The sequence below is a fragment of the Deinococcus seoulensis genome, from assembly GCF_014648115.1.
GTDB lineage: Bacteria > Deinococcota > Deinococci > Deinococcales > Deinococcaceae > Deinococcus > Deinococcus seoulensis.
Genome location: NZ_BMQM01000003.1, coordinates 144,154 through 159,188 on the forward strand (window position 1 = coordinate 144,154; position 15,035 = coordinate 159,188).

12 protein-coding genes are annotated in these 15,035 nt (G+C 70.1%); 6 read left to right on the forward strand and 6 right to left on the reverse strand.

Translation table 11 applies throughout. From position 1 onward, the window contains the following. The first annotated feature begins 37 nt into the window (after positions 1-37). Positions 38-1,261, forward strand: a complete 1,224-nt coding sequence (nspC, locus tag IEY70_RS04040) for a carboxynorspermidine decarboxylase (RefSeq protein ID WP_189063714.1) — start codon at positions 38-40, stop codon at positions 1,259-1,261. Positions 1,262-1,932: 671 nt separating this feature from the next. Here nspC and IEY70_RS04045 read toward each other — a convergent pair. Continuing rightward, the gene (locus IEY70_RS04045) at positions 1,933-3,219 is read right to left on the reverse strand and encodes a DUF4384 domain-containing protein (protein ID WP_189063715.1); all 1,287 of its coding nucleotides are present in this window, start codon (positions 3,217-3,219) and stop codon (positions 1,933-1,935) included. A 292-nt stretch (positions 3,220-3,511) separates the two neighbouring features. On the opposite strand from IEY70_RS04045, the gene IEY70_RS04050 reads away from it, so the two are divergent. After that, the gene (locus IEY70_RS04050) at positions 3,512-4,024 is read left to right on the forward strand and encodes a hypothetical protein (protein WP_229777607.1); all 513 of its coding nucleotides are present in this window, start codon (positions 3,512-3,514) and stop codon (positions 4,022-4,024) included. Positions 4,025-4,028: 4 nt separating this feature from the next. Here IEY70_RS04050 and IEY70_RS04055 read toward each other — a convergent pair whose 3' ends face one another. After that, on the reverse strand, positions 4,029-4,805 hold the full coding sequence (locus IEY70_RS04055; protein ID WP_189063716.1) for a DUF554 domain-containing protein: 777 nt from the start codon (positions 4,803-4,805) through the stop codon (positions 4,029-4,031). 357 nt (positions 4,806-5,162) lie between these two features. Here IEY70_RS04055 and IEY70_RS04060 point away from each other — a divergent pair, with 357 nt between their 5' ends. Both IEY70_RS04060 and IEY70_RS04065 read left to right on the forward strand, forming a co-directional pair. Further along, entirely contained in the window at positions 5,163-5,366 is a 204-nt protein-coding gene (locus IEY70_RS04060) for a helix-turn-helix domain-containing protein (RefSeq protein WP_189063717.1), read from the forward strand. 112 nt (positions 5,367-5,478) lie between these two features. Beyond that, the gene (locus IEY70_RS04065; protein ID WP_189063718.1) at positions 5,479-6,285 is read left to right on the forward strand and encodes a hypothetical protein; all 807 of its coding nucleotides are present in this window, start codon (positions 5,479-5,481) and stop codon (positions 6,283-6,285) included. Here the strand turns inward: IEY70_RS04065 and IEY70_RS04070 are convergent. From IEY70_RS04070 to IEY70_RS04085, 4 genes are read right to left on the reverse strand one after another with little or no spacing between them, the layout of a single operon-like run. Next, a complete protein-coding gene (locus tag IEY70_RS04070; protein ID WP_189063719.1) occupies positions 6,224-7,201 on the reverse strand; it encodes a phosphotransferase in 978 nt (325 codons plus the stop codon). The two genes, IEY70_RS04065 and IEY70_RS04070, sit on opposite strands and share 62 nt — an antisense overlap. Next, entirely contained in the window at positions 7,198-8,454 is a 1,257-nt protein-coding gene (locus IEY70_RS04075; protein ID WP_373290745.1) for a cytochrome P450, read from the reverse strand. Before IEY70_RS04075 ends, IEY70_RS04070 begins: the two co-directional genes overlap by 4 nt. Before the next feature lie 33 nt (positions 8,455-8,487). After that, positions 8,488-9,453 (reverse strand): DivIVA domain-containing protein, encoded by a 966-nt coding sequence (locus tag IEY70_RS04080; RefSeq protein WP_189063720.1) that lies wholly within the window; start codon positions 9,451-9,453, stop codon positions 8,488-8,490. After that, positions 9,450-10,115, reverse strand: a complete 666-nt coding sequence (locus tag IEY70_RS04085) for a YggS family pyridoxal phosphate enzyme (RefSeq protein WP_189063721.1) — start codon at positions 10,113-10,115, stop codon at positions 9,450-9,452. Before IEY70_RS04085 ends, IEY70_RS04080 begins: the two co-directional genes overlap by 4 nt. A gap of 373 nt (positions 10,116-10,488) precedes the next feature. Between IEY70_RS04085 and bamA the strand changes: the two genes are divergently transcribed. Together bamA and IEY70_RS04095 are read left to right on the forward strand one after the other, a co-directional pair. Beyond that, entirely contained in the window at positions 10,489-13,071 is a 2,583-nt protein-coding gene (gene bamA, locus IEY70_RS04090; RefSeq protein ID WP_308425506.1) for an outer membrane protein assembly factor BamA, read from the forward strand. 345 nt (positions 13,072-13,416) lie between these two features. Beyond that, positions 13,417-14,979: an Rqc2 family fibronectin-binding protein gene (locus tag IEY70_RS04095; protein ID WP_189063723.1), complete on the forward strand. Its 1,563-nt coding sequence runs from the start codon at positions 13,417-13,419 to the stop codon at positions 14,977-14,979. Positions 14,980-15,035 lie beyond the last annotated feature (56 nt).

Genomic DNA, 15,035 nt, shown 5'->3' on the forward strand with positions numbered 1-15,035 from the left:
ACCTTCGGTGGGCCTCGCAGCGGGTAGGCTGTGGGGCGTGACTGTACTTGATTTTGCCCTGCCTGCCGTGACGCCCGTGGATTCCGTGGACTGGTCGGCGATTCCCAGTCCGGCGTTCGTGCTGGACGAGTCCCGCCTGCGCCGGAATCTGGCCCTGATCTCGCATGTGCAGCGGGAGAGTGGCGCGCAGATTATCGTGGCATTCAAGGGTTTCTCGATGTGGTCGGCGTTCCCGGTGTTGCGTGAGTACGGGATCACGGGCGCGACGGCCAGCAGTCTGAACGAGGCGCGTCTGGCCCGCGAGGAGATGCAGGGCGAGGTGCACGTGTACGCCCCGGCGTACAGCGACTCGGAGTTCCCGGCGATCCTGGCGCTGGCGGATCATCTGGTGTTCAACTCGTTCAGTCAGTGGGAGCGCTTTAAACCGCAGGTGGTGGCGGCGCGCGAGGCGGGCCGGACGGTGCACGTGGGCATCCGCGTGAACCCGGAGTACGCCGAGGTCGAAACCGACCTGTACAACCCGGCCGGGCCGTTTTCCCGTCTGGGCGTCACGCGCCGGGAGTTCCGCATGGACCTGATGGACGGCGTGGACGGTCTGCACTTCCACACGCTGTGCGAGAAGGACAGCGACACGCTGGAGCGCACGCTGGAAGTGCTGGAACGCAACTTCGGGGACGTGCTGTCGCAGGTGAAGTGGGTGAACTTCGGCGGTGGGCACCTGATGACCCGCGAGGGGTACGACATCCCGCGCCTGATCCGCGTGGTCCGCGCGTTCCGCGAGCGGTGGGGCGTGCACGTGATTCTGGAGCCCGGCAGTGCGTTCGGCTGGCAGACCGGGTGGCTGGTGAGCAGCGTGCTGGACGTGGTGCATAACGTGAAAGACGCCCTGCTGCTGGACATCAGCGTGTCGGCGCACATGCCGGACGTGCTGGAAATGCCGTACCGGCCGCGCATTCTGGGCGCGGGCGACCCGCCGGAACTCGATCATCACCGCGAGACGAGTGAGGGCGCGGGCGGCCACCCGTACCTGATCGGCGGGACGACCTGCCTGGCGGGCGACGTGGTCGGCGAGTACGTGTTCGACCGGCCCCTGTCGGTGGGGGACCGCGTGGTGTTCGACGACATGATTCACTACACGATGGTCAAAACGACCTTCTTCAACGGCGTGAAGCACCCGGATATCGGGATTCTGCACCTGGACGGGTCGTACGAGTGCGTGAAGTCCTTCGGGTACGAGGAGTTCAAGGCGAAACTCAGCTGAACCCGGTTGATCGCGTATGGACTCCGCTTGAATAGCGTGCAGAGCCGCTGGGTCCGAACGGACTCGGAGAGCTGCGCAGCAGAGCGAGTGGGAGCAAAACGGCAGTCCGTATCGGGGGCTCATTTCAGGGCCGACGTATGCGCGGCGCACTCCCGCTGGTGGGGGGTGCGCCGCTCCCTGAAGACGTGAGGCGGATTGGGACCCGCCGGGGGCCGCGCACAGTGCGGCGCCTGCGGGGTTGCGGTGGAGGCCGGGGGGCGGCGAGGGTGCAGGTGAGCGTGTCCCCGGATCGAACGCGTGGTGCCCAACAGCCAGCTAATTGGTATTAACCTGTTGGGGTGGCGTCAGAGTACCCTCGCTGCCTGACCCGCACCTGAACACCCCGTTCACGGGCCTCATACGGGCTCCGTCTGTCTCCCTCCTGCCCGTTCTCTCCTGCTCGCGTCCGCTCGGACCCAGCGGCTCTGTGAGCTATTCAAGCGGAGTCCGTATCCGTCGGAGTTCGTCGTTAACTGCTCAGCAGGGCGATCTCAGGGGTTGAAGTTGGGCATGAGCACGTCACCCCATGCCTGCCCCACGGGTCCACCCTGCTCCCATGCGCGTGGAGCCGGACACGGAAACAGCAACCCGGTGGTGTACCGGGTCGCTGAACGGGCAGGCAGTTGTCCGCCTTACTTGCGGTAGATCTTGATCTTGCCGTTCACGGTGCGGATGGTGCCGCCCTCGAAGTCCGCTGCCCAGGCGCCGCTGATCTGGTACTGGTCGCGGGTGGGGAAGCCCAGGAACGACCCGCTGCCGCCCAGCCCCTGGTAGCTTTTCAGGACGGCGCCCGTCAGCCAGAACGTGCCGTACTTCTCGGTGCCGTACAGCGCGCCGTTCTGGAAGAACCCGTACAGGCCGCTGGTGCCGTAGGTGTTGCGCGGAATGACCTTCTCGTCACCGGCGGCCCAGCCCAGTCGGCTGGGGGGACGCGCGCCGTTACTCTCGGCGTTGGCGAGACTCAGGTAGCGTTCGAGCAGCATGCCGTGCACGGCGTACGATCGGCTGCTACCGTTGGCGTGCAGCAGGACCGCGTCGCCGTACGAGCCGACCCCGCTGAACTTCTGCCACGCGCCGTTACTCCAGGTGCTGACGTAACTGGTCGCCTCGCCCAGCGTCTCGCTGCCTTTCAGGCGGGCGTACGCGTCGACCATGGCCTGATCGCGGCTGCCGTCCTGCCGTTCGCCCGCGCTGATCTGAGCCGACTGGGCGGGCGGCGTGGTGGGCTGCTGGGGCGGGCGCGGGGTGGGCTGCTGACCCTGCGCGGGCGGGTTGCCCACGCGGAAGGTCACGACGTCCGTCGTCCAGCCGTCGGCGGGCAGGGGGTTCACGACGATGCTCAGGGCGCGGGCCAGGTTCTCCTGCCCCTCGACCTTCACCTGCGCGAAACCCTGGTTCTCCGCAAACCGGGCAATGTCGTTCAGGTCGAGTTCCTTGGTGCTCGCCAGGGCCAGCAGGCGGTCCTGACCGTTCGGGCCGCCGACCGTGAAGGTGTACTTCGCGCCCTGCGACGGGAACACGCGGGTCACGCCGGCCTGCACGAAGTTGCTTTCCTCGTAGGTGTTCGGGAAGAACAGGTCGATCTGACCGTTGGCGTTCACGTTGAACAGGTACACGAAGGCGTCCCGGTTGGTTTTCAGGCCCACGCTGAGCTGCTCGCCCTTGCGGTACACCGGGTTGCCCTGGCCGTTCGCGTCGCGGTTCACCCACACCTGCACGTCCAGGTCCGTCTCGACCGGGTTCACGATGATGCTCTGCGCGCTGATTTTGGCGGGGCTGGCCGAGGCGACGCTGCCTGCGCCCAGCAGCGCCGAGACGATCAGCGTGGCGCGCAGTGCGGCGGACGGGAAACGGCGGGTGTCGGCGGTGGATTCGTTCAGGGATTCGTTCAGGGCGGTGCTGTTGCGGTCGGTGCGCATGGTGGTGCCTCCTTGAGGGCTGAGGGGACGTGGTCGTCTGACTGTGGGTCGTCTGGCTGTGGCCTGTCGGCTCTGTGGTTGACCCCACCGTAAGCCGTGAAACTGACCCACGCCTGAAGAAAAAGCCGTCCTGAAAGGATTTCCGAAGGTCACCTGAAGAAAAGGACGGCGCCTGTGCCTCCCATGAGCCGCCCCTGACGACCCATTCAGCAGGGCCGGGCGTGGCTGCTGGGCCGGGCGGGTTCGGCCGTTCCGCTGCGGTCGCTGCGCGGGGGTACGCTGGGGTATGTCCGTGCGCCGCGCCGCAATTCCACTGTCTGTTCCTGCCTGCGCGGCCGCGCTGTGCCTGGGCGGCCTGACAGGAGGCGCGCGGGCCGCCGCACCGGAACGGCCAGCCCAGGACTGGCCCGCACAGAACTGGCCTGCGCAGGACTGGCCCGCACTGAACGGACCCGTACAGGGCATTCAGGCGGCGCAGGCACGGCCCGCCCCGTTGCCTGACCCCTGGCCCGACGCCCTGGTCCTGACGCGCCTGTTCCGGCTGCCCGCCGGACAGGCCGACGCGCAGCGGCTGATCGCGGCGCTGGACCTGACCGTGGCGCAGGTCCGGGAATTGCAGCGACTGGCAGGCAGCGAAACGCTGTACGTGCAGGGCGCCGCCACGCCGGCCACGCAGGCGAAACTGGCCGCCATGCGCGCCGAGAAGGACCGCAAGGTGCGCCTGCTGCTGGGAGCCGAGTACGGCCTGTTCCGTCAGTTGATCCGCGACTGGTGGCGCGAGCAACTCCGGCGCGCCGGAGGGTGACCGGTCAGCCGGTCAGGCGGGTCGCGGCCCACAGGGCCAGCGGGGCCAGCAGCAGCGCCGGGAGCAGGCTGCCCACGCGCACGCGGCGGTCTTCCATGCCCAGTCCGGCCAGCATCAGGTTCCAGCTGATGCCGATGATGGTCAGGCCCCCGGCGCCCGTGATCAGCAGCACGTACGGGTTGGTTTTCAGGATGGCGGGGTCCGCGCCGCCCAGCAGGCCCGCCGCGAAACTCCCGGCCGCGAGGCTCAGGCCACCCTGAATCAGCAGGACCGTCACGGCACTGAACCCCACCCCGATCCCGTACGCACCGGCCAGCGCCAGGGCCGCGATGCCGTCCAGGGTGCTTTTCAGCACGTAGGTGCTGCTGTCGCCGGTCAGGCCGTTCTGAAGGCCGCCGATGACGGTCATCGGGCCGATGCAGAACAGCAGGCTGGCCGCCACGAACCCTTCCGTGAAGCGCCCACCGCCCCGGAACTGACGTTTCAGACGGTCGCCCAGGCGGCCCAGCGCCTCCTCGATGCCCAGCGCCTCGCCGATCACGGCGCCCGCCGCGAGGCTGATCAGCGCCAGGATCACGCCCGGAATGCGGCCGCCCATCACGCTGTTCAGGCTGCCTGCCATGTCCAGCGCGATGAACAGCGTGACCAGACTGAGCGTCTGCAGCAGCGTGCGCTGCGTGCGTTCGGGCAGGCGCGCGCCGATGGTCAGGCCCAGCAGGGTGCCCAGCAGGACCGCGCCGACGTTCACGAACGTGCCAGACAGTTGCGACAGGAGACTCATCAGGCCCGACTGTAGCGCGCCCCGCCCCGGTTCCTCCGGGCATGTCCGCACCGGCCCACCGCTGTGCCGCTGCGTCCGGCCAAAGCGGCGGGCGGTACTGTCTGAGGAACAACGCAAGGAAATCTTGACCTGCCCCTGACCGCCCGTGTGATACCTTCTTCGCAAGTTGAAACGAGTGACCGTCCCCCACCCCTCCCCGCTCCTCTGGTGCGGCGGGCCGGGCGGCGCGAGTGAGACTCGCCGTGTGCTGAAAACTGAGGGTGCTGTGTGTGGGGCTGCCGTGTGGTGGCCCCACTTTGCGTTACGTCGCTGCGCCGCACCCTACTTCGTTTGAGACTTCGTTTGAGGAGGCCCGCCATGACCTTATCCGACCAGTACCAGAACATGCCCAAGTTTCTCAAGGTCAGCGAGGTCGCTGAGTTCACAGGAACGCACGAACGCACGGTCCGCCGCTGGATCCGCGACGGCCGCCTGGGTGCCGTCGAGCATCCCAGCGGTCTGCGCGTGCCCCGGCGCCTGCTGTGGCGTTTCCTGGGTCTTGACCTTGCCCTGAGTGCCTGAACCCCACCGACTGACCATCCCCTGCTGAACCCTTCTTCTGGCGATCCACCGGGACTGCCCGCCGCAGCGTGACAGCAGCGTCTGTTGTGCATGGCGTGAAATACTGCCGCGCATGACGGACCTGCCCGCCGCCCTGACCGCCGAGGAAACCCGCACGCTGGACACGGCCCTGAGCCTAGACGCGGCACTGAACCTGGACATGGCCCTGAACCTCGGTGAGGCGCAGGCCCGCGCGGTCCTGGCGGCCCTGCCATCCTCGCGGGGTGCGCAGGCGGCGGCGCGCGCCCTCGCGCTGGGCCGCCCGCACCTGACCCTGGAATGGACAGATGAACCGCTGCTGCTGGCCGCCGCGCACCTGCGCCTGGGCCGCCCGGACGCCGCGCTGGGTACCCTGGGTGGTCTGCCGGACACCGCCCGTCCGGCCCTGCTGCGCGCCCGCGCGGCCCTGCAAGGCGGCGCGCTCGACGCACTGGCGCAGGCCACCCACGCCCGCACCCTGGCCCGCGCCGACGGGGACGGTGGGGCGCTGGTGGTCGCCGCGACCCTGCTGGCCGAGCATCACCTGCGGGCAGGCGCGCAGCACGAGGCCCTGCGCACCCTGGCCGAGGGCCTGAAGGTCGCCGAGATGACCGGCCAGCCCGCCGACCCGCACCTGCTGGCCGTCCTGGCGCACGCGCAGAAACCCCTGAACGCCCGCAAGGCCGCCGCGACCGCCGCCAAGGCCCTGGACCGCAGCGAACCGGGCAGTCCGGCGCGCGTGCTGGCCCTGCTGGCCCTGGACCGCCCCGAAGACGCCCACGCGCAGGCGCAGCGCGGCTCGCTGGCAGCGGCGTGGTGGGAACCGTTCGCCAGGCTGGTCAGCGCAGCCCGGCCTCCTGCCACAACGCCGGAAACGGACGGTACGGCGGCGGACGGATGAACGCACGCGGCGCCGGGTTTCCCTCCAGGTACACGCTGCGGTACGTCCAGACGTTGCGTTCCTGAAGCGCGCCGTACAGCTCTGCCCCGGCACGCAGTTCGTCTGCCGCCAGCGGCTGGTGCGCCCGGTAGGCCCGCAGGAACGCGGCCCCCAGCACGGTGTCCAGCGCGAAGCAGAAATGCAGGGCGCGCACGATCTCCCAGGCGCGCGGGGCGAGGCGGGGCTGCTCCCAGTCGATGATCGCCGCCGGACGCTCCCCCAGGAAGAACACGTTCCCGTCGTGGTAGTCGCCGTGCAGGAAACGCCGGGGCAGGTGGTCGGCCACCGGGGTGTCGTCTGGCGCGAAACGCAGGTGCGTCAGGCGCTGGCGGGTGCGGGCCAGTGCCCAGCCGTCCACCTCGTCCGGGTGGGGGAGGGCCAGGATGGCTGCCTCGACCTGCCGTAACTCCTGCCGGGTGGCCCCGGCGCTGGCGGGCGGGCCGAGCACCGACACGGGAAAGTCCACGCTGCGTGGCAGTCGTCCGTGCAGATCGGCCAGGAACGCGCCCAGCGACCCTGCGTGGGCGGGGGTGAGGCGGGCGCGCGGAATGGGCGCACCGGGAGCCACCTCGAACAGGGCCGCCCAGCGGCCACCCAGGTCGGTCACGGTGTCACCCGCGTGGGTGGGCAGGACGCGCGGCGTGGGAATCCCGGCGGCACGGGCCACCCGCACGGCCGCGTGTTCCCGCCGCGCCCGGTCCAGGCGCGGGTCGCGGTACACCCGCAGGTGAAAGGCTCCGGCCTGCGCCTGCACGCGGTACGCGGCGTTCACGCTGCCGCCCCCCAGCGGCGTGACCGACTGGACCGCGCCGACCGGCCACCGCGCCTCTATCCCTGGCGCCGTGACCTCCGCTGCCGTGGGTACAGCCGCGTTCACGGTGGGGTGACCTGCACGGTCAGGCGGTCCAGGCCGCGAATCACGAAGCCGCCCGTGTACTGCGCGGCGTCCGGGCCGCCCAGGTGCAGGTCCGGCAGGGCGCGGCACAGGGCGCGCAGGCTCATGGCGAGTTCCAGGCGGGCCAGTGGGGCGCCCAGGCAGTAGTGGATGCCCAGCCCGAAGGTCAGGTGCGGGTTCGGGTCGCGGTCCAGGCGCAGTTCGTCCGGCGCGTCGAAACGCTGCGGGTCGCGGTTGCCGCTGGCGTACAGCAGGCTCACGCGGTCGCCGGGGTTCAGGGGCGCGCCGCACAGCGTCAGGGGTTCCAGCGCGATCCGCTCGAACATCGGCAGGGGCGTGTCGAAACGCAGCAGTTCCTCGACGGCGCGGCGGAACACCGGCAGGCTGTCCTCTTGCGGCGCGGCCTGCACCAGCGTCTCCCAGTGCTGCCGGTCGCGCAGCAGGGCCTGCACGCCGGCGCTCAGGCCGTTCACGCTGGCCTCGTGCCCGGCGTTCAGCAGCAGGATGCAGGTGTCGATCAACTCCTGCGCGGTCAGGCGGTCGCCGTCCTGTTCGACCTGCACGAGCGCCGTGATCAGGTCGTCGCGCGGTTCGGCGCGCCTCTGGGCGGCCAGTTCGCGCAGCAGCGCACTGAAGTCCAGCACGGCCCGCTCGGCCGCCGCCTGCTCGGGCGCCCCGGCGGACGGTTCGTACAGTTTCACGATGGCCGCCGACCAGGGGCGCAACTGCGCGCGGTGTTCTTCCGGCACGCCCAGCAGTTCCGCGATGACCGTGACGGGTAGCGGTTCGGCGTACGCGCTGACCAGATCGAACGATCCCTGTTCGCGCAGGCCGTGCAGTTGCGCGGTCAGGAGTTCCTCGATGCGCCCCTGCAATGCCTCCACGCGGCGGGGCGTGAACGCCAGTTGCACCAGCGAGCGCAGGCGCGTGTGCTTGGGCGGTTCGCTGTCGAGCAGGTGGTTACTGTTGAACGCGTCGAAGTTCGCCTGCGCCGGGTCCGGGCGCGGCCAGCCCAGTTCGTCGCGCGAGTAGCGGTGCAGGGCGCTGCGCCCGAAGCGACGGTCGCGCAGCACGGCGCTGATCTCTGCGTGGCGGGTCAGGACCACGCGGTTCATGCCGGGGTCCACGAACGCCGGGGTCTGCGCCCGCAACTGCGCCAGCAACGGGTACGGGTCACGCACGAACGCCGGGTCCGACACCGGCAGCGTGAAGGTCGGCAGGACCTGCGCGGGCAGAGCGCTCACAGGCACCCGCTCACAGGCACCCGCTCACAGGAACTGCTGCCCCTCGATGCGCGGACCGGTGCTGTCCGGTTCGTCCTGCCGCCGCGCCTGCACGTCACTGTGCGGTTCGCTGCCGTGCGGTTCGCGGTTGTGCGGTTCGCTCACGGCCGCGCCGGGCACGACCAGCGCGTGCCGGATCACGTCCCGCTGCGCGGGCGGCGCGGCCGTGCGGGATTCGGTGTCAGCGGAGGCGTCCGGCAGGGCCGGGTCGGCGGTGGGCGCGGCCGTCAGGGATGCGTCCGGGGTCGGGTCGGGGCGCACGTCGGTCAGGTCCGGCAGGGCCGCGCCTTCCAGCGTGGCGTGCTGCGGCAGTGACGGCGCAGGCAGCGCCGTGTCCTCGGGCAGCACGTGCCGCCCGGACAGTTCCGAGAACGACGCCATCAGCGCCCGGTACCCGCTCAGGAACTGCGTGTACTCCTGCCGCGCCCCGGTCAGGCGGGAGGTCAGGTCCGCGTGCCGCTCCGTGAAGGCCCGTTCCAGCGCCGCGATCCGCTCGGCCTGCGCCCGCTCGCGTTCCAGCGTCAACTGGTGGTGGTCGCGTTCCAGGTCCGCGAACCGGCTGCGGAACGCGGCTTCCAGCGCCGCCAGCCGCGCCTGATGCCCGCTTTCCAGTTCGGCGCGGCGGGCCTCGGCGTCGCGCACCACCGAGTCGCGTTGCAGGCTCGCCTGCGCGATCATCAGGTCGGATTCCCGCGCGGCGTTCTCCCGCAGTTCGTGCGAGATGCGTTCGGCCGCCACGACCGCCCGGCGGATCTCGTCCTCGTTCTGACGGCCTTCTTCCAGCTGGCGTTCCAGTCCCGTGATCTGCTCGCGCAGCGCCTGATGCTGTTGCAGGTGCGCTTCCAGATCGTCGGACAGGTCATTCAGGAACGCGCGCACGGCGGCCCGGTCGTACCCGCCCATGCGGGTCGGGAATTCCTGATGACGCACGTCTAGGGGTGTGAATTTCACGAGAACAGACTCCTTCCCACCCGGACCAGGGTGGCTCCTGCGCGAACGGCCAGCGGGTAATCCCCGCTCATGCCCATGCTCAACTCTGACAGACCCAGGTCGTGGGCGCGCCGGGCCGTGTCCGTGAACAGGGCCAGCAGCCGCGCCTCCCGCTCCGCCGCGCCCAGGTCCGTGTCGTCCAGGTCCGCGTGGTCGGGCGCCATGACCATCAGGCCGCGCACGGTCAGGCCGGTCGCCTGCACCTGCCGCAGCACGCCCGGCAGGTCCGCCCCGTCCACGCCGTGCTTCTGCGCCTCGCCGTTATGCAGTTGCAGCAGCAGGTCCGGCGCGCGCCCCCAGCCCTGCGCGGCCTGCGCGATCGCCTCGGCCTGCCACGCGGCCTCGATGCCGTGCACCAGCGTCACGGGCCGCAGGTACTTGACCTTGTTACGTTGCAGCGTCCCGATGTAATGCCATTCCAGGTCCGGGCGCAGCGCCGCCTTGTCCCGCAGTTCCTGCGCGCGGCCCTCACCCAGCGGGAACGCGCCGTGGGCCAGCACGTGCGCCTCGATGCTGGGCAGGTCCTGCCCCTTGGTCACGGCGACCAGCCGGGCGCTGCCGGGCGCGCGGCCCGCCTGCGCTTCGGCCTCGCGGATGGAGGCCAGGACGGCCGGGACGCTCAAGGTCGCTCCTGTGCGGGAAGAGGCGCCGCCGGGGCGCGGCCGGGCCTGGGTTGATGAACGATCACGCCGCCCATTCTCACTCAGGTGCTCCGCCCGCTCAAGGGGCTGCCCGCGCGCCCCCGCGCCCGGCCGTCCGCGCGGCGTTTCAGCGCAGGCCGGGGCGCGCGTGGGGTGGCGGCCGGACCGCGCAGGGCGGGACCGGGAGGGCCGGGGAACGCTCCTTCGCAAGCTGGCCGCAGGAAACCTTCACCCTTCTCAGGGTCACAGCGGCAAGTGTGAGCGGAGTTGCTCGCCGCGCCCAGCCCCCAACCCTTCTCCCGGTGGGGGCGATTTCCGGGTTCCGTGCGAAACTAGGAGAAGAATGCGACACCCCATGACGCTCGCCGTGACCGTCCTCCTCGCCGCGCCCGCCGTCGCCCAGACAGCCGGGACCGTGCAGGACGTGACCGTGGTCGGAACCAGCGAACTGCTGGCCAACTTTGTCCGCGCCACCCTCAGTGCCCAGACCGGCGCGCCTCTGTCCAGCATCAACCTGCGCCAGGTCGAGCAGGAAGTCGTGGCCAGCGGGTACTTCAAGAGCGCCGTCGCCGAACTGCGCAGCGTGGGCGGCAAGGACACCCTGGTCATCACGGTCGTCCCGAACCCCACCATCAAGGACGTGACCGTCACCGGCCTGACGTTCCTGCCCGCCGACGGCTTCAAGAAGAGCGTGGGCGACCTGCTGAACATCGCGCCCGGCGCCACCCTGAACACCCAGCGCATCGACGAGGCCAAGACCGCGCTCGCCAGCAACTTCCAGGGCGAAGGCTACCCGTTCGCGCCCAGCATCAGCGCCGACGTGAAAACCGAATCCGACGGCACCGTCACCGTGAACTTCATGGTCGATGAGACCGCGCCCATCACCCGCGTGGAGGTCGAGGGTGTCACGCTGCTCCCGGCCAGCACCGTCACCGCCATCTTCAAACCCCTCTACGACGCCCGCAAGTTCACGCCCGACGCGTACTACGCCGCCGTGCAGCAACTCCAGCAGGCGTACGACGACGCCGGGTACATCCAGGCCGGCGTGAACCCCCAGACCACCACCCTCCAGGGCGGCGTCCTGAAAGTCCGCGCGCTCGAAGGCAGGATCGCCGCCGTGGACCTCAGCGACCTCGGCGACCCCGCCGTGAAACTCCAGTCCGCTGCCGGGCAGCCCATCAGCCTCGCCAGCCTCCAGGCGGACGTGCGCACCCTCGCCAACCAGACCGGCAAACCCGTCGGTTTCGCCATCCAGCCCGACCCGGCCAACCCCGGTCAGGTGACCGTGCTGTTCGGCTCGGCCGGTGTCGCCAGCGGCCCCGTGCAGTCCATCGAGGTCCGGGGCAACACCCTGGTCCCCACCGCGACCCTGCTGGCCGCCGTGAAGACCAAGACCGGCGACGTGTACAGCCCCCAGCTGGCCCAGGACGACTTCCTGGCGCTGCGTGACGCCTACCGCAAGGCCGGGTACGAGATCAGCACCCGCGACGCCATCACCTTCGAGAACGGCGCGCTGGTCTTCAACATCCGCGAGGTCAAGGTCGCCGGGTACGAACTGCAGTGGCAGGGCAAGCACAACACCAAAGACCGCGTGATCCTGCGCGAACTGCCCGAAACCGGCAAGGCCTTCAACCAGAAGGAACTGTACGACGCGCTGGGCCGCATCAGCCGCCTGGGCTTCGTGCGCGTGGTCACCCAGAGCGTCCGCAGCGACCCCGCCAACCCCGAGAACGTCACATACGTGCTGGGCCTCGCCGAGACCACCACCGGCATTCCCGTCCAGCTGGGCCTGACCTACGATTCCTTCGCCGGCGGTTTCGGCGGTGACGCCGGGTACACCAACAGCAACGTGTTCGGCCTGGGCCACAACTTCACGGCCTCGGTCGGCGGCGTGCAGAACGACGCCGGGCAGAACCTCGTGGGGAACGTCTCGTACACCATTCCCTGGCTGGACCTGGACTTCCTGGACTTCCGCAAGACCCCCACCAGCCTGTCCGTCAGCGCCGGATCGAACGTGGTCGGCAACAACCCCCTGATCAGCACCGACACCGACACGCCCGCCAAGACCGACACCGGCTGGGACTACACCACCCGCAGCAACTCCTTCAGCGTCAGCGCCGGGCGCAGCCTCGCGAAGAACCTGTACGGCCGCGTCAGCGTGGGCACCGGGTACTCCACGTACTACCTCGAGGCCCTGAAGGACAAGGAAAACGTCGTCGAGTACACGGACGCCAGCGGCACCAAGCAGACCCGCACCTTCGATCAGGCGTCCGTGGAAGGGCTGGTTCCGGACTCCTCGCTGACCACCCGCGTCAGCACCGGCCTGAGTTACGACAGCACCACCAACCCCGAATTCCCCGACAGCGGCGTGCGCGCCGGCGTGACCGCCGGGTACAACTTCGGCCGTCAGAACAACGAGAACGTCCGCTGGGGCGACCTGGAAGGCGGCGCCAGCACCTACTACGGCCTGGGCCGCACCCTGGAGAAATCCCTGGGCGTCACCAGCAAGCAGCAGGTGTTCGCCGTGCGCGCCAACGCCGGCACCATCCTGGGCGGAGCCACCGCCCCCACCGGCACCGGCTACTCCATCGGCGGCGGCAGCAGCGCCAACGCCGCCCGCCAGATCCGCGGTCTGGACGACGGCGCACTGTTCGGCACCAACTACCTGACCGCCAGCGCCGAGTACCGCTACGATTTCGGCCTGAACTCCGGCATCGCGCAGGGCCTGTACGGCGTGGTCTTCGCGGACGCCGGCAGCGCCTGGGGAAGCGCCACCGCCACCAACACCGACTTCAACCTGAAGTACGGCGTCGGGGCCGGCGTGCAGCTGAACCTCGGCATCGGCGGGGCGCTGCTGCCCAGCCTGCGCTTCGATTACGGCTTCAGCCCCCAGACCGGCACCGGTAAGTTCTACTTCCGCATCGGCAACTTCTTCTGAGATGGACTCCGATTGAATGGCTTACAGAGCCGTTCAATCCGAGCAAAGCGAGTAGGAGCCGAAGCGGGCTGCCGGGCGTGGAGTTGGCAATCCGGTGAAGTTCCGGATTGTCAATGAAACAAACGGCAGTCCGTATGACCAGCGGGCGGCGCGGTTCTCCAAACGGGGGGCCGCGCCGCCCGCTGCTGTCCTGGCCGGGTTGGCAGGGGAGAGGCCCAGCCCTCCGGCCAGGAACCATGAAGTGTTCCCTCCCGCCTGCGCCATTTCACGCACGCGCCCGCAGCGCCCGGAGCGGTAGCATGCCCGGATGACGTTCCCACCCCTCTGCCCCCCCCGAGGCCCCGCATGGAAGGGCTGATGCTGGCGCGGGTGCTGCGTGACCTGAGTCCGCAGCTGCCCCTGCGCACCCTCGGCTGGGTGTTCCCGGACGAGACGACGGCCGCGCTGCTGCTGGAAGGCGCGGGCCTGAGCCGCACCAATCTGGTGCTGTCGTACCGGCCGCCGCAACCCGTGGTGTTCCTGTCCCGCGAGCGTCTGCGGGGTGACCCGCGCAGTCCCTTCCAGCGGTTCCTGGCGAACCGCGTGCGGGGCGACCTGCTGGCCGCCGAGCAACTGAAACTCGACCGGGTGATCGCGCTGCACTTTTCCGGCGAGACGGGATTCGTGGATCAGGCGCCCACCCGACTGCTGTTCGAGGTTACGGGCCGCAACGCCAACCTGCTGGTCCTGGATGCCGGAGAGGGCTTCTCGGGCCGGGTGGTCATGGCCGCGCGGGAGATCACGGGCAGCCGCAACCGCTTCCGGACCATCCGCACGGGCGGGCCGTACACGCCGCCCCCACCGTACGAGAAGCTCGACCCGCGCACCCTGAGTGCCGATCAGGCGCGCGAACTGGCCGCGCTGCCCATCGGCCGCTGGCGCGAGCGGCTGGACGGACTGGGGCCGCTGCTGAGCGCCGAACTGGCCCGCCGCGCCGACCTGAGCCCCGACCAGCCGCCCGGCGAACGCTGGCCCGAGGCGCTGGCGGCCGTGCAGGCCGTCACGCTGGACCCGACTGTCAGCGAGGGCATCATGGAAGGCGGCGCGCGCGAGGCCGCCCGCAGCGAGAAGGCCGCCACCCTCCGCCGGGCGCTGCGCGAACCGCTGGAGAAACGCGTGACCCTGCTGCGCAACCAGCTGGCCGACGTGACCCGTGCCGAGGCTGGCCTGACCGACGCCGCGCAGGACCGCGAGGAAGCCGACCTGCTGATGGCCTACGCGCACACCGTTCCGCCCGGCGCCAGCAGCGTCCTGCTGAGCGCCTTCGACGGCAGCGGCGAGCGCCCGGTCGCGCTGGAACCCAACCTGAGTGCCGTGCAGAACGCCGAGAAACGCTATGCCCGTGCCCGCCGCCGCGAGGACGTGTACCTGCGCCTCGCCGAACGCGAAGGCCCCCTGCGCGCCGAACTGACCGAGGCCGAGGCCCGCGTGCGCGACCTGGACCTCGCCCCGCTGGAACAGCTGAGTGCGCTGGCCGCGCAGGTGCAGAGCGAGAAACCCGAGAAGAGCACCTACGGCACCCGCTTCGTGACCCCCTCGGGCCTGGAAGCCATCGTGGGCCGCAACAACAAGGAGAACGCCACCCTGACCCACCGCATCGGCCGCAGCATGGACTGGTGGTTCCACGCGCAGGGCTACCCCGGCAGTCACGTGCTGGTCCGCAGCGGCGCGCGCGAGCTGGACCTGCCGGACATCCTGTTCGCCGCCCGGCTGGCCGCCGCCAACAGCAAGGCGCGCGGCAGCAGCAACGTCCCGGTCGACTACACCCGCATCAAGTACGTCTGGAAACCGCGCGGCGCGCCCGCCGGGCAGGTTCACTACACCGACCAGAAGACCGTCTTCGTGGACGGCACGCTGCCCGGCAGCTGACCAGAAAGCCTGCGTCCCGTAACGTCCCTTCCAGTGCGGCCGGGCCGGGCGGGTAC